The sequence below is a fragment of the Amycolatopsis thermophila genome (genome assembly GCF_030814215.1).
Taxonomy (GTDB): Bacteria; Actinomycetota; Actinomycetes; order Mycobacteriales; family Pseudonocardiaceae; genus Amycolatopsis_E; species Amycolatopsis_E thermophila.
This window is the reverse complement of sequence record NZ_JAUSUT010000001.1, coordinates 6,181,828-6,199,237: the sequence shown is the minus strand read 5'-3', so window position 1 is coordinate 6,199,237 and position 17,410 is coordinate 6,181,828. Positions and strand designations below refer to the sequence as shown.

Sequence of the window (17,410 nt, the reverse complement as noted above, 5' to 3'; positions counted from 1 at the left end):
ACTGCTCATGACACTCGCCGAAGAACGCACCACCACGACGCACCCGCTGGACCCGATGACCGCCGGCGAGGTGGGCGCGGTGCGCGAGATCCTGGCCGCGGCCGGCCTGCTCGCGGAGTCCGTCCGGTTCGCCTTCCTGGCGCTGGAGGAACCGGCCAAGGCCGCCGTGCGGGCGTACCGGCCGGGCGAGGAGGTGGACCGCCGGTTCCGGGCGATCCTGCTGGACCTGGCCGACGGCTCGTCGAAGGACGTGGTCGCGTCGGTGACGAGGTCCACTGTGGACGCGGTGCGGGAGATCGACCCGGTGACCGACGGCCAGCCGCCGATCATCGACACCGAGTTCGAGCTCATCGAGGACATCCTCAACGCCGAACCCCGCTGGACCGAGGCCCTCTCGCGCCGCGGCCTGGACCCGGCGACCGTGCGGGCGGTGCCGCTGTCCGCGGGCGCCTACGACCACCCGGAGGAGACCGGGCGGCGCGTGGTGCGGGCACTGGGGTTCCAGCAGCTGCACGAGAAGGACCACCCGTGGGCGCACCCGGTGGACGGGCTGGTCGCCTACGTCGACCTGACCGCCCGCGCGGTGACCCGCGTGATCGACCACCGCGAGCTGCCGGTGCCCGCCGAGCCCGGCAACTTCGACGACCCGGCGCAGACCGGGCCGCACCGCACCAGCCTCAAACCGATCGAGATCACGCAGCCGGAGGGCCCGAGCTTCACCGTCGACGGCCACCGCGTGCGGTGGGAGAACTGGGACCTGCGGCTGGGCTTCAACGAGCGGGAAGGCCTGACACTGCACCAGATCTCCTTCCACGATCGTCCGGTGCTCTACCGGGCGTCGGTGGCCGAGATGGTGGTGCCCTACGCCGACCCGTCGCCGGTGCGGTTCTGGCAGAACTACTTCGACTGCGGCGAGTACATGTTCGCCCGCTACACCAACTCGCTCGAACTGGGCTGCGACTGCCTGGGCGAGATCCGCTACTTCGACGCGGTGGTCGCCGACGACCTCGGGCAGCCGCGCACCATCCGCAAGGCGATCTGCATGCACGAAGAGGACTTCGGCGTGCTGTGGAAGCACAGCGACATGTTCGCCGGCTCGCACGAGACGCGGCGGCAGCGGCGGCTGGTGGTGTCGTTCTTCACCACGATCGGCAACTACGACTACGGGTTCTACTGGTACTTCTACCTCGACGGCACGATCGAGCTGGAGGCGAAGGCCACCGGGATCACGTTCACCTCGGCCTACCCGGTGGAGGGACACGAGTACGCCACCGAGATGGCGCCCGGCCTGGGCGCGCCCTACCACCAGCACCTGTTCTGCGCGCGGCTGGACGTCAGTGTGGACGGCGACCGCAACGCCGTGGACGAGGTGGACGCGGTGCGGGTGCCGGTGAGCGAGGCCAACCCGTACGGCAACGCCTTCCGCGAGGCCCGGACGCGGCTGGGGCGCGAGTCCGGGGCGGCGCGGGCGGCCGACAACACGCGCGGGCGCGTGTGGCACATCGTCAACCCGGAGCGGCGCAACCGGTTCGGGCGCAACCCGGCCTACGTGCTGTACCCGGAGGGGCAGCCGACGCTGCTGGCCGACGAGTCGTCGTCGGTGCACGCCCGCGCGACCTTCGCGACGAAGCACCTGTGGGTGACCCGCTACGACGACGCCCAGCGGTACCCGGCCGGTGACCTGGTGAACCAGAATCCGGGCGGCGCCGGGCTGCCCGCGTGGACGGCGGCGGACCGGGACATCGACGGCGAGGACATCGTGCTGTGGCACACCTTCGGGCTGACGCACTTCCCGCGTCCGGAGGACTGGCCGGTGATGCCGGTGGACTACACCGGGTTCAAGCTGAAGCCGGTCGGCTTCTTCGACCGCAACCCGACGCTGGACGTCCCGCCGTCGGGCGGCGGGCACTGTCACGCGGGCTGAGTGTCAGGGCCGGCGAGCGGTGACGAGCCAGGCCCGGGAGCCGAACTCGACACCCGCGCCGGTCAGCCGCGCGGCGAGCGTCTCGCGCAGACGCTCGACCGCGCGGGCCGCGGTCGCGGGGTCGAGCCGCCGCAGTGTCCGGCTGGTGCAGGTGAACCCGCGGACCCAGTCGAGGGCGGTGGGCACGTCGGGGCCGTAGCAGACCGGCTCGCGGATGTCGGTGAAGGTGACGTCCGCGAGCCCGGCGGAGCCCAGGACCTGTCGCACCGTGGACGGCTCGCCGAGTGAGAACGGGTCCGGGCCGCCGGGTGGCACCTCGGCGTCGAGGGCCCGGCGGAGGGCGATGTCCCAGTCGTTGCGGTCGGCGGTCTGCCAGACCAGCATCACCAAGCGCCCGCCCGGGTGCAGGGCGCGCGCGATGTTGCTGAACGCGGCGGTGGGGTCGGCGAAGAACATCGTGCCGAACCTGCTGATCGCCAGGTCGAAGCGCTGCGGCGGAAAGGGGTGGACCTGGGCGTCGGCGTGCTCGAAGGTGACGTTGCCGAGCCCCTCGGCGCGGGCGAGTTCGCGGGCGCGCTCGATGGCGGGTGCGGAGATGTCGACCCCGAGCGCCCCGCCCGCCCGGGCGGCGCGGGCGGCCTGCCGGGTGGTCTGCCCGGCCCCGCAGCCGAGGTCGAGGACGTGGTCGTGGAGCTGGATGTCGCAGGCCCGGCGCAGGACCTCGGTGTGCCGTCGCAGTTCCGCGTCGTAGCCGGTCGGGTGCGCGTTCACCGGGTCATTGTGGGGCCTGGCGGGCTAGATTGGAGCGCGTGTCTGCCGGCGACTGGGTCCTGCACGTGGACCTGGACCAGTTCATCGCGGCGGTCGAGGTCGCCCGGCACCCCGAGCTGCGCGGGAAACCGGTGGTGGTCGGCGGGAACGGCGACCCGGGGGAGCGGGCCGTGGTGGCCACCGCGTCCTACGAGGCCCGCGAGTTCGGCGTCCAGTCCGGCCTGCCGTTGCGGCTGGCGGCGAAGCGCTGTCCGGACGCGGTGTTCCTGCCCGTCGACAAGGAGGCCTACGAGGAGGTCTCCGAACGGGTCATGGCGACGCTGCGCTCGTTCCCCGTGGTGGTGGAGGTGCTGGGGTGGGACGAGGCGTTCGTCGGCGCGCGCACCGATGACCCGGAGGGCCTGGCCGCGGACATCCGGCGGCGGGTCGCCGAGACGACCGGCCTGTCGTGCTCGGTCGGGATCGGGGACAACAAGGTGCGCGCCAAGATCGCGACCGGGTTCGCGAAACCGGCCGGTACCTACCGGCTGACCCGGGCGAACTGGGTCGAGGTGATGGCGGACCTGCCCACGGACGCGCTGTGGGGGATCGGGCGCAAGACGGCGAAGAAGCTGGCGGAGGCCGGGCTGACCACGGTCCGGCACCTGGGGCTCGCGGACCCGGACGAGCTGGCCGCGCGTTTCGGCCCGACGATGGGCCCGTGGTACCGGATGCTCGCCCAGGGCGCCGGCGACACCCAGGTCACCGCGACGCCGTACGTGGCGCGCTCGCGGAGCCGGGAGACGACCTTCCAGACCGATTTGACCGACCGCGCCGCGGTCGACGAGCAGGTGTCGGTGCTGGCGGCGCGCGTCGCGGAGGACGTGCTGGCCGAGGGCCGCCCGGCGGTGCGGATCGGTGTCAAGGTGCGGTTCAAGCCGTTCCTCACGTTCACCCGCAGCCTGACCCTGCCCGCGCCGACCCGGGAACGCGGGGAGATCGAGCGCGCGGCACTGTCGCTGTTGGACCGTTTCGAATGGACCCGGCCGGTGCGCTTGCTGGGTGTGCGCGCGGAGTTCGAGCGCGCGGACTAGGCGGTGTCCTGTAATTGATCCGGCTGTGGGTTCTGGTTTGATCTTGGGCGTGGTGGTCGGGGTGAGGTGACGGATCGGGTGTGGTCCGGGCGCACCGGCACGCGGCTGGGGCCCGGAAAATGGGGGCTGCACCCGCGCCGTCGACGCCCTCGCCCTCGCAGGGGAAGGACTCGGACGCTCCCGCGGCGGGCTGAGCACCACGATCCACCTCGCCGTCGACGGGCGCGGCCTGCCGATGCGTGCTGCTCACCGCCGGCCACGCCGGGGGACAACCCGCCGCTGGTGCCGCTGCTCGACGGGGTCGCGGTCGCCCGGATCGGACCGCGTCGACCACGGTGCCGAACCGACCCACGCCGAACTCACCGTCGCCGTCATCATCCTCCGGCTCCGACGACTCACAGCGCGCGGACTGGTTTGGCCGCGCCCAGCGGGCCCGGATCAGGCCCGGCCGCGGCGGTAGTGGCGTCGAGCCCGTTCCCGGTTGCCGCAGTCGGCGGAGCTGCACCAGCGGCGGGAGCCGTTGCGGCTGCGGTCGAGGAACAGCCATCCGCAGCCGTCGTCGGCGCACTGGCGCAGGCGGGTCAGGTCCTCGAACTGCAGCAGCCGCCACACCTCCAGCGCCAGCGCCGCGGGCAGGTCGCTCGTCGCGCGGACAGGGATCCGCCACTCCAGCGGCACCACCGACACGACCTCGGCCCGGGCCAGCGCGTCCAGTACCGGGCCCCGCAGGGGCTCGAAGTCCGCGGCCGCCCGCCGCCGCGGCGCGGAGCCCGCCGTCGCCATCGGGTGCAGCACCCGGTAGGCCGCCTCCCGCAGGTCGCGCACCTGTGCCACCCCGCCGGCCACCGCCGGGCCGGACGCGATCCCCGCGGACACCGCCCAGTCGCGCAGCGCCTCGTCGTCGCGGAGCCGGTCCTCCCGGCGTGACGGGTCCAGCCGCCAGGCCACCGTGTTCACCAGGTCCAGCGCCACGTGCCCACCGACGAACATCTAACGACCATAACCGCGTTTGGTCGTTAGGTCCAGGGGGTAGCCGGACGGGATGCGACCTGCCTGGGGAGTCGCGACGGGGGCGCTGACCGTCTCCGCCTCGGCCGTGCTGATCGAGCTGTCCGGGACCGCGCCGGGGACGGCGTCGTTCTACCGCTGCCTGCTCGCGCTGCCGCCGCTGGCGGTGCTCGCCGCACGGGAACGAGCCGGGGCGGCGAGCCGGGCCGACGTCGTCCGCGCGGCACTCGCAGGGGTGTTCTTCGCCGGTGACAGTCTGTTGTGGACACAGGCGATCGGCGAGGTCGGTGCCGGGCTGTCGACGGTGCTGGTGAACCTGCAGGTCGTGATCGTGCCGCTGATCGCGTGGCTGGTCGACCGGGAGCGGGTGCCGCCCCGCTACCTCCTGGCCGTGGTGCTCGTGCTGCCCGGGGTGGTGCTCGCGGCGGGTCTGACCGGCGGTTCGACCGGGCCGGCGCCACTGGCCGGGGCGATCCACGCCTCGCTGGCCGCGCTGTGCTACTCGGCGTTCCTGTTCCTGCTGCGGCGCGGCGGGCAGGACGGCCGCACCCGCCGGCCGTACTTCGTGGTGACCGCCTCCGCGGCGATCGTCTCCGCGATCGCCGGGCTGCTCGGGTACGGGCTCGACCTCGCGCCCGGCTGGGCCGCGATCGGCTGGCTGGTGCTGGTCGCCGTGTCCGGGCAGGTCCTGGGGTGGCTGCTGGTCGCGGTCGGCGCGCCGCGGCTGCCCAGTCACGTCGGCGCGGTGCTGCTCCTGCTCACCCCGGTGGGCGCGGTCGTGCTGGGCGCGCTGGTGCTGGGGGAGCGGCTGTCACCGTCGCAGCTGATCGGCTGCGCCCTGGTCCTCACCGGCGCGGTGGTGGCCGCCCGCCGATGAACCGGTCCGCGCCCGATCCAGGGCACGGCCTAGACCACCAGCAGGGTCTTGCCCTTCGCGGCACGTGCCTCCAGCGCCCGGTGGGCGTCGGCGGCGCGGGCCAGCGGGAAGGTCTGCCCGATGACCGTGCGCACCTTGCCGCGGGCGGCCAGGCCGAGCATCCGGCGGGCCCGGTCCCGGCGGCCCGGGGCGTAGTCGTGCAGCTGGTCCAGCCCGTAGGCGGTCACACCGGGCTTCACCTCGTCCGCCCGCAGCGGTGCGCCCCCGGCGAAGCCGTAGTTGGAGTAGCGCCCGCCCGGCACCACCAGTTCCGCCGCCGCCCGGCCCAGCCCGCCGCCGACGCCGTCGAACACCACGTCCACCGGGCCGACCCGGGTGGCCCACCCCGGCTCGCTGTAGTCCACCACCGCGTCCGCGCCCAGCGCGCGTACCGTCTCCAGCTTCTCCGCACCGCGGGCCGCGCCGGTCACCCGCGCCCCCGCCGCGTGCGCGAGCTGCACGAGCAGGCTGCCCAGCCCACCCCCAGCGGGCTGGACGAGCACCGTCTCGCCACGCCGCACACCGGCCCGCTCGAACACCGCCAGCGCGGTGGCGCCGTCGTGCAGCAGCGCCATCGCCTCGCGCAGCCCCACCCCGGGCGGGACGCGGATCAGCTGACCGGGTGTCGCGAGGACCTGTTCGGCGTAGCCGCCGCCGTCGACGTCGGCCAGCACCCACTGCCCGCACCACGACCGGTCCACCCCGTCCCCGAGTTCGGCGACCTGCCCCGCCGCGCCGGCACCGGGCACGTAGGGCGGGGACACCGGGAACAGGTCGCCGGCTTCGCCGCGCCGGATCACCGTGTCGATCGAGAGCACCCCCGCGACCTTGACCTCGACCACGACCTGCCCCGGGCCGGGACGCGGGTCGGGCACCGTCTTGACCCGCAGCACCTCCGGTCCGCCGAACCGCTCCGCCTCGATCACGCGCATGCGCCCAGGCTGCAACCTCCACCGCGGTGGAGGTCAAGCGTGGGTAGCGTGGGGCACATGGCGGACGAGATCGTGGTGGGTGTGGACGGTTCGGCGGCGGCGCTGGAGGCCGTGCGGTGGGCGGCGGGTGAGGCGGCGCTGCGCAAGCTGCCGCTGCGCCTGGTCTACGCCGCCGACGTCACCGGCGGGCGGTTCGACGGCGGGCTGCCGGTGCCGCAGAGTTTCTTCGACGAGCTGGAGCGCGCCGGGCAGCAGCTGCTCGCCGACGCCGCGCGCGAGGCCGGCGAGGTGACGGTGTCGACGGAGATGCCGCTGGAGCCGGCGGCTCCGCTGCTGCTGGAGCTGTCGCGGACGGCGCGGATGATCGTCCTGGGCTCGTCCGGCCGGGGTGGGTTCACGGGGATGTTGGCCGGATCGACCGCGGTGTCGGTGAGCGCGCACGCGCACTGCCCGGTCGCGGTGGTGCGCGGGCGGCCGGACGCGAGCGGCCCCGTGGTGGCGGGGGTCGACGGCAGCCCCACCAGCGAGCGGGCACTGGCGGTCGCCTTCGACGAGGCGGCCTGGCGCGAGGTGCCGCTGGTGGCGGTCCACGCCTGGAGCGACGCCGACTACGGTGTCCCGCTGCCCGCCCCGGACCTCGACTGGGCCGAGGTGGAGCGCGAACAGCAGCGGCTGCTGGCCGAGCGGCTCGCCGGCTGGCGGGAGCGCTACCCGGACGTGCCGGTCGAGCGGGTCGTGGTGCGGGACCGGCCGCGGGACGAGCTGCTGTCCCGCAGCGCACGGGCGCAGCTGGTGGTGGTGGGCAGCCGCGGGCGGGGCGGGTTCCGCGGACTGGTGCTCGGCTCGACGAGCCAGGCGCTGATCCACCACGCGGAGTGTCCCGTGCTCGTGGTCCGGCCGGAGTAGTCGGCGGGTGGCGGGGTGGGGCAGGCCCCACCCCGCATCCGGTGGCCGGCACCGCTGTCCCCCGGCGTCCGTTCGCGGTGGGATCGTCCCTCTGACAACGCCACTGGAACCCGCGCCGCGCGGACCGCGCCCGCCCTGCCCGCCGTCGAGCTGCGGGCGGTCACCCGCACCTACGGCGCCGGGCACCACAGCGTGCGCGCGCTCGACGGCGTGAGCGTCGCGTTCCCCGCGGCGTCGTGACCGCCGCCGGGGACGCCGACCTCACCGCCCTGCGCCGCCGCGACATCGGGTTCGTCTTCCAGAGCTTCCACCTCATCCGCTCGCTCACCGCGGAACAGAACGTCGCCTTGCCGCTGCGGCTCGCCGGTGCCCGTCCGTCCACCAAGGATGTTCGCGCGGTGCTCGCCGCCGTCGGGCTGGACGAGCGCCGCCGGCACCGGCCGCGGGAGCTGTCCGGCGGCCAGCAGCAGCGGGTCGCGATCGCCCGCGCCATGGTCACCCGGCCCCGCGTGCTCTTCGCCGACGAACCCACCGGCGCCCTCGACTCCACCGCGGCCCGGAACGTCCTCGGGCTGCTGCGCGAACTCGTCACCGGCGGCCAGAGCATCGTGATGGTGACCCACGACCCCGCCGCCGCGGCCAGTGCCGAGTCGGTGGTGTTCCTGCGCGACGGCCGGATCGTCGACCACGCCACGGCACCGACCGCGCGCGAGGTCGCCGACCGCCTGGCCCGGCTGGAGGCCTGACCGTGCTGCGCCTGTCCTGGCACACCTTCACCGACCGCTGGCAGCTGTTCCTCGGCGCGATCCTGACCGTGTGCCTCGGCGTCGCGCTCGTCCAGTCGTCGCTGCTGATCCTCGTGTCCGCGGCGACCGCGGGCGGCGAGGCCGTCGAGGCGATCACCCTGCTCGGCCTGACGCCGGCCGTTTCCGCGTTCCTCGCGGTGTTCATCGTCAGCTCGACCTTCGCCTTCACGGTCGCCCAGCGCCGCCGCGACCTCGCGCTGCTGCGGCTCGTCGGTGGCGCCCGCGGCCAGGTGCGCCGCCTGCTGCTGTCGGAAGCCCTGCTGCTGGGCGTGATCGGCACCGGCGCCGGCGTCCCGCTCGGCCTGCTGGCGATGCGCGCGCAGACCTGGTTGCTGCACGACCTCGGGTTCGTCCCGGCGACGTTCACCGCGCGCCGGCAGGACTGGATCCTCGGCGTCTCCCCGGGTGTCGGCTTGGGTGTGGCGGTGGTGGGCGTGCTCGCCGCGTCCCGGCGGGCCGCGAAGGTCCGGCCGATGGAGGCCCTGCGCGAAACGCGCCGGCCTCCGCGGCGACCTGGTGGTCACCACGACCGGACCGTCGGATCTGGACGTTGGTGGGGTGGTGTCCCCGCAGAGCCGGGTACCGGTCTCGGTCATCACCCGCACCGAGGACCCCGACCCCGACTCCGGCGTCGACACCGAGACCGAGCAGGGGGTCGCCACTGTCGTCGACCCGGCCGCCTACACCGCCACCCACACCCGCGGCCCCGCGAGCGGATCGCTGGCCGACCTGACCGGCGCCAGCATCGCGGTCGCCGCCGGTTTCCCGCCGGCCGGCAGCTCCGTGACCGTGCGGATCGGTGACCGCGACTGGACCTGCGGGTGGTGGCCGTGCTACCGGAATCCCTCGGCGGTGCGGAATTCCTGCTGCCCCAGGGGGTCGTGCGGCTCGCCCCCGGAGCCGACGCCGCGGCGGTGCGCGCGCACCTCGCCACCCGCGGCGAAGTGACCACAGTGGACGACTACCTCGCCGCGGCCGGCTCCCGGCAGCAGGATACCGGCAACGGCATCATGACGGTGATCATGGGCCCGGCCGGGCTGTACGCGCTGATCGCGGTGATCAACGCCGTGGTCATCGCGGCCGCGGACCGCCGCCGCGAGTTCGCCGTGGCGCGGGTGACCGGCCTGACCCGCGGTCAGGTGGTGCGTTCGGCGGTGCTCGAGTCCGGTGCGGTCACCGGGATCGGCCTGGTCCTGGGCGGTCTCGCGGCCGCGCTGACGCTGATCGGCATCTCGTCGGCCACCGGCCGCGTCACCGGGCAGACGGTCCTGGTGGTCCCGTGGGGCCTGATCGCCGTCGTGGTGGCGGGCGCGTTCGCGGTGACCGGCGTGACGAGCCTGTGGACGGCGCTGTCCGCGACCCGGCCGAACCCGGTGTCGCTCACCGGCGCGGCGGAGTGAGGTGCAGCCGCATCGGCAGCGACTTCCAGGCCCGCAGGGTGTTGTTGAGGTGGCGGGTGCCCGGTCCGAGCAGCTCGAACCGGCGCACCCGCTTCGCCAGTGCGGTCAGCAGCGCCTCGGCCTCCAGCCTGGCGACGTGCTGCCCGACGCACTGGTGCAGGCCCATGCCGAACCCGACGTGCCCGGAGGGGTCGCGGCCCAGGTCGAAGACGTCCGGATCGGCCCAGCGCCGCGGATCCCGGTTGGCGGCGCCGAGGAACATGAGGATCTTGCGGCCCGCCGGGATGGTCACGCAGCCGATCCGGGTGCCGGTCGTGGCGGTGCGGAAGAACGTCTGCACCGGCGACTGCCAGCGCACCGCCTCGTCGAAGGCCACCCGGGCCAGGTGGGGCTGATCGCGCAGCCGGTCCCACTGCTCCGGATGGGTGGCGAAGGCGTAGAGCACCGCGGCCAGGCCGTGCACGGTGGTGTCCACCCCGGCGGTCAGCAGGGACCGGACCACGAGCGGCGCCTGCTCGGGCGTGATCTCGCCCCGGTCGGCGGCCGCCCAGATCGCGGCGCCGAAGCCGTCCGCGCCGAGCGCCTCGCGGGCGCACTGCTCGGTCACCCAGCCCGACCACCGCGGCATCCGCGGGGCGAGTTCGGTGACGAGGTCGTTGCGCGGGCCGAAGGCGTTGAAGGCGAAATTGCCGTAGGGCAGCAGGTTCTCCCGCCCCTCGCGGCCGATGCCGACCGCGTCCGGGAACACGCGCAGCGGGAACGCCTCGGCCAGCGCCGGGACGACGTCGAGTTCGGCGGTCAGGGTCCGCTCGACCAGCTCCTCGGCGGCGGCGAACCACTCCTGGCGCAGTTTCCGCAGCGCGCGCGGCCCGAGGATGCCGGACAGCACGCGGCGCGGCGCGTCGTGGTGCGGTGGATCGGCTTCCAGCAGCAGGCTCGGCGGGCGCCAGGGCTTCTCGGTGTGGAAGTCGGCCAGTCCCACGCCCGCGGCGGAGGAGAAGTCCTGCCAGTCCACCAGCGCGGCGTGCACGTGCTCGTACCGCGCGAGGGCGTAGACGTCGTAGCGGCTCAGGTGGACGACCGGCCCGGCGTCGCGCAACCGGGCGTGCAGGGGCCCGGGTTCGGCGAGGACGTCGTGGCCGAACGGGTCGGTGTCGTCGACGGGCGGGGCGAGGGTGCCGGTCATGGTGGCCTCCGTGGTCACAGGTCGAGGACGAGACGGTCGGTGCAGGAGCGGGACACGCACACGAACATGCAGTCGCCCGCGGCGCGTTCGTCGTCGCCGAGGATCGCGTCGCGGTGGTCCGGGATCCCGTCCAGGACACCGGTTTCGCACGTGCCGCAGGTGCCCTGGCGGCAGGAGGACAGCACGTCCACGCCCGCCCGGCGCACCGCGTCGAGCACCGACACCTCGCGCTGGACGGTGACCGTGGTGCCCGTGCGGCGCAGCTCGACCTCGAACGGCTCGTCCCGCACCGGCGCCTGTTCCCGCGCGGTGAAGCGCTCGACGTGCAGGGAGTGCGGCGGCCAGTGGCGGCAGGCGGCTTCCACCGCGGCCAGCAGCGGCGCCGGCCCGCAGCAGTAGACCTTGGTGTCCGGGCGCGGGGTGCCGAGCCAGGTGGCGAGGTCGAGCAGGCCGCGCTCGTCCTCCGGCACCAGGTGGACGCGTTCGCCGTGGACCGCCAGTTCGTCGGTGAAGGCCATCGAGTCGCGGCGGCGGCCACCGTAGAGCAGGGTCCAGTCGGCGCCGAGCAGGGCGGCCTGGGCGATCATCGGCAGCAGGGGGGTGATGCCGATGCCCCCGGCGATGAACAGGTACCGCGGCGAGGGGACGAGCGGGAAGTTGTTGCGCGGCCCGCCGACGCCGACGTGGTCGCCGACGCGCAGGTGGTCGTGCACGTAGGCGGAGCCGCCGCGACCGTGCGGTTCGCGCAGCACGCCGATCCGGTAGGTGTGCGCGTCCCAGCGGTCGCCGCAGAGCGAGTACTGGCGGGTCGTGCCGGCCGGGAGCACGAGGTCGATGTGCGCGCCGGGGGTCCAGTCGGGCAGCCGTCCGCCGTCGGGCCGGGCCAGGGTCAGGGCCAGTACCCCGTCGGCGCGTGGTTCTCGTGCGGTGACCCGCAGGGGCACGACTTCGCTCACCGGAACGCCTCCTCGCGCTGGTTCTGTCCGGCACGAGGATGCGGTTCGGCGGACGGCGGCGGCGAGCGGGTTCTCAATGAATGAGAGGTGAAGGCGGGAGGGAGCGGGTGACGCCGCGCGCGGCGGTCATCAGGATCCCGGTGACGGCCCGGCTTTCGGCGGTGTTGGGCACGATGACCGACAGGGCCGCGACGACGGTGCCGCGCGCGTCGCGGACGGGGACGGCCACCCCGAGGGCCTCCTCGTGGATGTGTCCGGGGCACCAGGCGAAGCCCTGCTTGCGGATGTCGGCGAGCGCGCGGCGCAGCCGGGCGGACGTGGTGATGGTGTTCGCGGTGTAGGCCTGCATGGGGGCGGCGAGGATGCGGTCGCGCAGGTCCGCGGGCCCGTGGGCGAGCAGGACCAGCCCGGAGGACGAGGCGTGCAGCGGCAGCCGTCCCGCGATGCGGGTGTAGTTGATGACCCCTTTCGGCGCGGAGAGGCGTTCCAGGAAGATCACCTCGTCGCCGTCGAGGACACCGAGCTGCACGTGGTGGCCGACGACCGCGTGGACGTCCTCCATGAACGGCATCGCGGTGTCGCGCAGCGTGGCGGTGGGGGAGGCGCGCAGGGCCAGCTCCCACAACCGCACGCCGATCCGCACCCGGCGATCGTCGTCCCGGGCGAGCAGCCCGTGCGCGGCGAGCTCGGCCACCAGCCGCGACGCGGTGGCCAGGTGCAGTCCCGTGCGCCGGGCGATCTCGGAGACCTGCAGCACGGGTTCCTCCGGCGTGAACGCCTCGAAGATCCGCACCGCGCGCGCGAGGACGGACTCCCCGGTCGGCTTCCTGGCCACGGGACGAGTGTCGCACGCCGTCCGGTGATCCCGGCCCACCCACCGGGACGCGATTGACCCACCCGCCCGACCCTGGCTCGATGGGGTCATGACGCAGTCCCTGACCCGGGTCGACCGACCGGACGGCGCCGTCGAACTGCACATCGTCGTGCACGGGGACCCGGACCGGATCGGGGCGCTCATCAGCGAAGCGCTGGACGCCCTGGAGCCCGCGGCCGCACTGCGGATCGACACCACCGCGCGGCGGGTCCTCTCGCACGGCACCGAGGTCGGGCTCACCCGCCTGGAGTACGAGCTGCTGCTGCACCTGGCCCGCCACCCTGGCCGCGTCTTCGACCGGGAGGCGCTCACCGCGGACGTCTGGCGCCTGCCCGGTCCGAGCCGCGGCCGCACCATCGACGTGCACATCCGCAAGCTGCGCTCGAAGATCGGCCGCTCCCTGATCACCACCGTCCGCGGCGTCGGTTACCGCTTCGACGGGCGCGCCGACATCACCTGAGCACGCGCCCCACCTCGGGCGCCGGCGCCTTGAACTCCAGCCACCGCCCGTCCGTCACGGCCGCCACCGTGTGCGGCACCCCGCGCGGGTGGACCGCCGTGTCGCCGGGCCCCAGCCGCACCGGTTCGCCGTCGATGGTGCCCGTCAGCTCGCCCGAGAGCACGTAGACGAAGCTGTCGTGGTCGTGCGAGTGCTCGGGCGACGCGACGCCCGCCGGGTAGCAGATCTCCAGCAGCAGTCCCCGCGGACTCTCCCGCAGCACCCGGAACCGGCCGGGGCCGCCGGTGAGCTCGAGTCCTTCGACGTGGGTCAGCGTGCGGAAGTCGGTCATCGGCCCACCTTCGCCGTGTTTGCCCCGGCTGTCAACGGTTTCCGGACACGGTGAAAGAAAGTCGGGGCTGTTCAGGGGAACCGGGTCCGGCATCCGGGACGGCGTTGACCCACCCGTTCGTGGCGGGAAGCATTTCTCCTCGAAATCCCCGAAAACTTGGGAGAAAGTCGTGTCGCTTTCCGCAACGGACGTTCTCGCGCGCCCCGAGGAGGTTTCCGGGTCGCCGCCGCGTCCGTCCCGGAGACGCCGCCTGCCCGACCTGCGCCGCTGGATCAGCCCGGTCGCGCTGCTCGTCCTGTGGCAGCTGGCCAGCTCGACGGGCGTGCTGTCCCCGGACCAGTTGAGTTCACCGTGGACGGTGCTGCAGGCCGGTGTCGAGACCGCGCGCTCGGGCGAGCTGGGTGAGGCGTTCGCCGTGTCGATCGTGCGGGTGGGTCTCGGGTTCGTCTTCGGCGCCGGCGTCGCGCTGGTCCTCGGCGTGGTCGCCGGTCTGTCGCGCTGGGGCGGTGTGCTCATCGACCCGCCGGTGCAGATGCTGCGCACGCTGCCGTTCCTCGGCCTGATCCCGTTGTTCATCCTGTGGTTCGGCATCGGCGAGGAACCGAAGATCGTCCTGGTCGCGCTGGGTGTGGCGTTCCCGTTGTACCTCAACGTCCACGCCGGGATCCGCACGGTCGACGACCATCTGGTCGAGGCCACCACGGCGCTCGGGTTCACCCGCTGGGAACGGCTGGTCCACGTGGTGCTGCCGTCCGCGGTGCCGCAGACCCTGGTTGGGTTGCGGCAGTCGCTCGGCGTCGCGTGGCTGGCGCTGATCGTCGGGGAGACCGTGAACGCCGACGCGGGTCTGGGCTACCTGATCAACAACGCGCGCGAGTTCCTGCGCACCGACGTGATCGTCGTGGGCCTGATCGTCTACGCCGCGCTGGGCCTGATCACCGACGCGCTGGTCCGCCTGATCGAACGGAGGGCGCTGCGATGGCGCGGGAACTGACCGCCCGGGTGCGCGGCCTGACCAAACGCTTCGGCGAGCGCACCGTCCTGTCCGATGTGGACGCCGAGATCGCGCGCGGCGAGTTCGTCGCCCTGCTCGGCCGCAGCGGCTCGGGCAAGTCGACGCTGCTGCGGATCCTCGCCGGGCTGGACGCCGACATCGAGGGCGAGGTCGTCGTCGACGGGGCGGTGTCGGTGGCGTTCCAGCAGCCGCGGCTGCTGCCGTGGCGCCGGGTGTGGCGCAACGTCGTCCTCGGCCTGCCGGGCCGCGGCCGCGACCGGGCGCTCGCCGAACAAGCCCTGGCCGAGGTCCGCCTGGCCGGTCACGCCGACGCCTGGCCGCGCACCCTCTCCGGCGGCGAGGCGCAGCGGGTCTCGCTGGCGCGGGCCCTGGTCCGCGAACCGGACCTGCTGCTGCTCGACGAGCCGTTCGGCGCGCTGGACGCCCTGACGCGGCTGGCGATGCACCGCCTCGTCGAGGACCTGTGGACCGAGCACCGGCCGGGTGTGCTGCTGGTGACCCACGACGTGGACGAGGCGCTGCTGCTGGCCGACCGCGTCCTCGTGCTGGGGGAGGGCCGGATCGTCGCCGAGCACGCGCTGGACCACCCGCGTCCGCGCACCCTGTCCGACCACATCGACGTTCGCGCCAGGGTGCTGGCCGATCTGGGAGTGACCGATCATGCGATTGCCTAGAGTTCTCACCGTCGTCGCGGCGCTCGCGCTGAGCCTCACCGCGTGTGGCGGCGGGACCGAATCGCCGGGCCCGTCCGTGCCGCCGCCGGTGAGCGCGGCCGACCTGGCGAAGGTGACCCTCAAGGTGGGCGACCAGAAGGGCGGCTCCCACGCGCTGCTCAAGGCCGCCGGCCTGCTGGGTGACCTGCCCTACCGGATCGAGTGGTCCACCTTCACCTCCGGGCCACCGTTGCTGGAGGCCGCCTCGGCGGGCGCGATCGACGTCGGCGGGGTCGGCAACACACCGCCGATCTTCTCCGCCGCCGCGAAGGCGAAGATCTCGATCGTCAGCTCGGCCCAGGGCGACGTCCGCGGCGACGCCCTGCTGGTGCCCGCCGACTCGGCCGCGCGGTCGATCACCGACCTCAAGGGCAAGACGATCGGCGTCGCCAAGGGCAGCTCCGCGCACGGCCAGGTGCTGCTGAACCTGCGCAAGGCCGGACTGTCCACGAAGGACGTCAAGCTGTCGTTCCTGCAGCCCGCCGACGCCTACGGCGCGTTCACCCGGCACCAGATCGACGCGTGGGCGGTGTGGGACCCCTACACCGCGCAGGCCAAGCTCGAGGCCGGTGCGCGCACCCTCGTCGACGGCACGGGCATCGCCAACGGCTACACGTTCCAGGTCGCCGGGAACGCCGCACTGTCCGACGCCGGGAAGAACGCCGCGATCCGGGACTACGTCGTGCGCATCGCCAAGGCGCAGCACTGGGCGGACGCGCATCGCGACGACTGGGGCCGGGCCTGGGCCGCCGACACCGGCCTGGCTCCCGAGGTGGCGCTGGCCGCCGCCCGCAACGGGCCGGACGTGCCGGTCGCCCTGGACGCGACCGTGATCGCCTCGGAGCAGGAGCTCGCCGACGCGTTCACCGACGACGGGGTCCTGCCCGGCAAAGTCGACTTCGCCGAGTTCACCGATACCCGGTTCGCCGCCGATCTGGCCGCCGTGAGGGGATGACGATGACGATCACACCGCACTGGTTCCTGCCCACGTCCGGCGACGGGCGCACGATCGTGGAACGCTTCCACGCGAACCGATCGCGCGGACCGGTCGCGCAACGCGACGCCGACATCGGCTACCTGGCGCAGGTCGCGCGCGCCGCCGAGCAGCTCGGGTTCGAGGGCGTGCTGACCCCGACCGGCACGTGGTGCGAGGACGCGTGGCTGACCACGGCCGCGTTGATCCGCGAGACCACGCGGCTGAAGTACCTCGTCGCCTTCCGGCCCGGCGTCATCTCGCCGACGCTGGCCGCGCAGATGGCCGCCACCTACCAGCGGATCTCCGGCGGGCGGCTGCTGCTCAACATCGTCACCGGCGGCGACTCGATCGAGCAGAAGCGGTTCGGCGACTTCCACGACCACGACCGGCGCTACGCCCGCACCGACGAGTTCCTCACGATCGCGCGCGGCGTGTGGAGCGGCGAGCCCTTCGACTTCACCGGGGAGCACCTGTCGGTCGAGGGCGCCACGGTGCTCGCGCCGCCGGACCCGGTGCCGCCGCTGTACTTCGGCGGCTCGTCGCCGGCCGCGCTGCCGGTCGCGGCCCGGCACGCCGACGTCTACCTGACCTGGGGCGAGCCCCCGGCGCAGGTCGCGGACAAGATCCGGCGCGTGCGGGAACTGGCGCAGGCGCGGGGCCGCACGATCCGCTTCGGCATCCGGCTGCACACCATCTCCCGGGACACCTCGGCCGAGGCGTGGGCGGAGGCGGGGAAGCTGCTCGACGCGCTCAGCCCCGAGCAGGTCGCGAAGGCACAGGCACAGCTGGCGGCCAGCGAGTCGGAGGGGCAGCGCCGGATGGTCGCCCTGCACGGCGGCGGGCTCGGCCGGGGAGTGCGCGGGCTGGAGATCCACCCGAACCTGTGGGCGGGGATCGGCCTGGTCCGCGGCGGCGCCGGCACGGCGATGGTCGGCAGCCACGCCGAGGTCGCCGACCTGGTCGAGGAGTACCACGCGCTCGGCATCGAGGAGTTCGTGCTGTCCGGGTACCCGCACCTGGAGGAGGCGTACTGGTTCGCCGAGGGCGTGCTGCCCGAGCTGGCGCACCGCGGGCTGCTGCGCGGCACGCGGGACCGGCGGGTGGGACTGCCGGAGGAACGGCACGTCGCCGCGCAGTAAAAGCAGGTGTGACGATCTCCTCCA

At 73.9% G+C, this 17,410-nt stretch carries 20 protein-coding genes and 1 pseudogene; 14 read left to right on the top strand and 7 right to left on the bottom strand.

Annotation, left to right across the window (positions count from 1 at the left end):
* The first annotated feature begins 7 nt into the window (after nt 1-7).
* A complete protein-coding gene (locus tag FB470_RS30430; RefSeq protein WP_306997038.1) occupies nt 8-1,924 on the top strand; it encodes a primary-amine oxidase in 1,917 nt (638 codons plus the stop codon).
* 3 nt (nt 1,925-1,927) lie between these two features.
* Here the strand turns inward: FB470_RS30430 and FB470_RS30425 are convergent, their stop codons facing one another.
* Nucleotides 1,928-2,695: a class I SAM-dependent methyltransferase gene (locus FB470_RS30425; RefSeq protein WP_306997036.1), complete on the bottom strand. Its 768-nt coding sequence runs from the start codon at nt 2,693-2,695 to the stop codon at nt 1,928-1,930.
* A gap of 38 nt (nt 2,696-2,733) precedes the next feature.
* On the opposite strand from FB470_RS30425, the gene FB470_RS30420 reads away from it, so the two are divergent.
* Entirely contained in the window at nt 2,734-3,768 is a 1,035-nt protein-coding gene (locus FB470_RS30420) for a DNA polymerase IV (protein ID WP_306997033.1), read from the top strand.
* Between the two features lie 74 nt (nt 3,769-3,842).
* Nucleotides 3,843-4,009: pseudogene (locus FB470_RS30415) on the top strand (IS5-like element ISMra2 family transposase); the annotation flags it as partial.
* 197 nt (nt 4,010-4,206) lie between these two features.
* On the opposite strand, the gene FB470_RS30410 reads toward FB470_RS30415, so the two are convergent.
* Nucleotides 4,207-4,758: a CGNR zinc finger domain-containing protein gene (locus FB470_RS30410; protein ID WP_306997031.1), complete on the bottom strand. Its 552-nt coding sequence runs from the start codon at nt 4,756-4,758 to the stop codon at nt 4,207-4,209.
* Between the two features lie 52 nt (nt 4,759-4,810).
* Between FB470_RS30410 and FB470_RS30405 the strand changes: the two genes are divergently transcribed.
* Complete coding sequence (locus FB470_RS30405) at nt 4,811-5,653, top strand: DMT family transporter (RefSeq protein WP_306997030.1); 843 nt, start codon at nt 4,811-4,813, stop codon at nt 5,651-5,653.
* Between the two features lie 29 nt (nt 5,654-5,682).
* Here FB470_RS30405 and FB470_RS30400 read toward each other — a convergent pair whose 3' ends face one another.
* Nucleotides 5,683-6,624: a zinc-binding dehydrogenase gene (locus FB470_RS30400; RefSeq protein WP_306997028.1), complete on the bottom strand. Its 942-nt coding sequence runs from the start codon at nt 6,622-6,624 to the stop codon at nt 5,683-5,685.
* 57 nt (nt 6,625-6,681) lie between these two features.
* Between FB470_RS30400 and FB470_RS30395 the strand changes: the two genes are divergently transcribed.
* From FB470_RS30395 to FB470_RS30375, 5 genes are read left to right on the top strand one after another with little or no spacing between them, the layout of a single operon-like run.
* Entirely contained in the window at nt 6,682-7,530 is an 849-nt protein-coding gene (locus FB470_RS30395; protein WP_306997026.1) for a universal stress protein, read from the top strand.
* 15 nt (nt 7,531-7,545) lie between these two features.
* Entirely contained in the window at nt 7,546-7,770 is a 225-nt protein-coding gene (locus FB470_RS30390; protein WP_306997024.1) for a hypothetical protein, read from the top strand.
* Nucleotides 7,767-8,276, top strand: coding sequence for an ABC transporter ATP-binding protein (locus tag FB470_RS30385; protein ID WP_370876608.1), 510 nt, complete (start codon nt 7,767-7,769; stop codon nt 8,274-8,276). Before FB470_RS30390 ends, FB470_RS30385 begins: the two co-directional genes overlap by 4 nt.
* 2 nt (nt 8,277-8,278) lie before the next feature.
* On the top strand, nt 8,279-9,139 hold the full coding sequence (locus FB470_RS30380) for an FtsX-like permease family protein (RefSeq protein WP_306997022.1): 861 nt from the start codon (nt 8,279-8,281) through the stop codon (nt 9,137-9,139).
* Between the two features lie 27 nt (nt 9,140-9,166).
* Entirely contained in the window at nt 9,167-9,736 is a 570-nt protein-coding gene (locus tag FB470_RS30375; protein ID WP_306997020.1) for an ABC transporter permease, read from the top strand.
* Here FB470_RS30375 and FB470_RS30370 read toward each other — a convergent pair.
* The 3 genes from FB470_RS30370 to FB470_RS30360 all read right to left on the bottom strand — a co-directional run bounded on the left by FB470_RS30370 (nt 9,717) and on the right by FB470_RS30360 (nt 12,713).
* Complete coding sequence (locus tag FB470_RS30370; protein ID WP_306997018.1) at nt 9,717-10,922, bottom strand: cytochrome P450; 1,206 nt, start codon at nt 10,920-10,922, stop codon at nt 9,717-9,719. The genes FB470_RS30375 and FB470_RS30370 overlap by 20 nt on opposite strands.
* 14 nt (nt 10,923-10,936) lie before the next feature.
* Nucleotides 10,937-11,866: a PDR/VanB family oxidoreductase gene (locus FB470_RS30365; protein WP_306999564.1), complete on the bottom strand. Its 930-nt coding sequence runs from the start codon at nt 11,864-11,866 to the stop codon at nt 10,937-10,939.
* 85 nt (nt 11,867-11,951) lie between these two features.
* Nucleotides 11,952-12,713 carry an IclR family transcriptional regulator gene (locus tag FB470_RS30360; RefSeq protein WP_306997016.1) on the bottom strand — a complete coding sequence of 254 codons (762 nt, stop codon included), beginning with the start codon at nt 12,711-12,713 and terminating at the stop codon, nt 11,952-11,954.
* Nucleotides 12,714-12,801: 88 nt separating this feature from the next.
* On the opposite strand from FB470_RS30360, the gene FB470_RS30355 reads away from it, so the two are divergent.
* Nucleotides 12,802-13,212 (top strand): winged helix-turn-helix domain-containing protein, encoded by a 411-nt coding sequence (locus tag FB470_RS30355; protein WP_306997014.1) that lies wholly within the window; start codon nt 12,802-12,804, stop codon nt 13,210-13,212.
* Here the strand turns inward: FB470_RS30355 and FB470_RS30350 are convergent.
* Complete coding sequence (locus FB470_RS30350) at nt 13,205-13,543, bottom strand: cupin domain-containing protein (protein ID WP_306997012.1); 339 nt, start codon at nt 13,541-13,543, stop codon at nt 13,205-13,207. The genes FB470_RS30355 and FB470_RS30350 overlap by 8 nt on opposite strands.
* Before the next feature lie 169 nt (nt 13,544-13,712).
* Between FB470_RS30350 and FB470_RS30345 the strand changes: the two genes are divergently transcribed.
* The 4 genes from FB470_RS30345 to FB470_RS30330 are packed head-to-tail and all read left to right on the top strand — an operon-like array spanning nt 13,713 to nt 17,386.
* Nucleotides 13,713-14,537: an ABC transporter permease gene (locus tag FB470_RS30345; RefSeq protein WP_306997009.1), complete on the top strand. Its 825-nt coding sequence runs from the start codon at nt 13,713-13,715 to the stop codon at nt 14,535-14,537.
* Nucleotides 14,522-15,232: an ABC transporter ATP-binding protein gene (locus FB470_RS30340; RefSeq protein ID WP_306997007.1), complete on the top strand. Its 711-nt coding sequence runs from the start codon at nt 14,522-14,524 to the stop codon at nt 15,230-15,232. Before FB470_RS30345 ends, FB470_RS30340 begins: the two co-directional genes overlap by 16 nt.
* Complete coding sequence (locus FB470_RS30335) at nt 15,219-16,226, top strand: ABC transporter substrate-binding protein (protein WP_306997005.1); 1,008 nt, start codon at nt 15,219-15,221, stop codon at nt 16,224-16,226. The genes FB470_RS30340 and FB470_RS30335 overlap by 14 nt, the downstream gene beginning before the upstream one ends.
* 2 nt (nt 16,227-16,228) lie before the next feature.
* Nucleotides 16,229-17,386: an LLM class flavin-dependent oxidoreductase gene (locus FB470_RS30330; RefSeq protein WP_306997003.1), complete on the top strand. Its 1,158-nt coding sequence runs from the start codon at nt 16,229-16,231 to the stop codon at nt 17,384-17,386.
* The last annotated feature ends 24 nt before the right edge of the window (nt 17,387-17,410 follow it).

Excerpts from the sequence above, each read along its gene's own strand:
- FB470_RS30430 (WP_306997038.1), top strand. The coding sequence starts at position 8 with ATGACACTCGCCGAAGAACGCACCACCACGACGCACCCGCTGGACCCG.
- FB470_RS30410 (WP_306997031.1), bottom strand. The coding sequence starts at position 4,758 with ATGTTCGTCGGTGGGCACGTGGCGCTGGACCTGGTGAACACGGTGGCC.
- FB470_RS30405 (WP_306997030.1), top strand. The coding sequence starts at position 4,811 with ATGCGACCTGCCTGGGGAGTCGCGACGGGGGCGCTGACCGTCTCCGCC.
- FB470_RS30400 (WP_306997028.1), bottom strand. The coding sequence starts at position 6,624 with ATGCGCGTGATCGAGGCGGAGCGGTTCGGCGGACCGGAGGTGCTGCGG.
- FB470_RS30395 (WP_306997026.1), top strand. The coding sequence starts at position 6,682 with ATGGCGGACGAGATCGTGGTGGGTGTGGACGGTTCGGCGGCGGCGCTG.
- FB470_RS30370 (WP_306997018.1), bottom strand. The coding sequence starts at position 10,922 with ATGACCGGCACCCTCGCCCCGCCCGTCGACGACACCGACCCGTTCGGC.
- FB470_RS30355 (WP_306997014.1), top strand. The coding sequence starts at position 12,802 with ATGACGCAGTCCCTGACCCGGGTCGACCGACCGGACGGCGCCGTCGAA.
- FB470_RS30350 (WP_306997012.1), bottom strand. The coding sequence starts at position 13,543 with ATGACCGACTTCCGCACGCTGACCCACGTCGAAGGACTCGAGCTCACC.
- FB470_RS30340 (WP_306997007.1), top strand. The coding sequence starts at position 14,522 with ATGGCGCGGGAACTGACCGCCCGGGTGCGCGGCCTGACCAAACGCTTC.
- FB470_RS30335 (WP_306997005.1), top strand. The coding sequence starts at position 15,219 with ATGCGATTGCCTAGAGTTCTCACCGTCGTCGCGGCGCTCGCGCTGAGC.
- FB470_RS30330 (WP_306997003.1), top strand. The coding sequence starts at position 16,229 with ATGACGATCACACCGCACTGGTTCCTGCCCACGTCCGGCGACGGGCGC.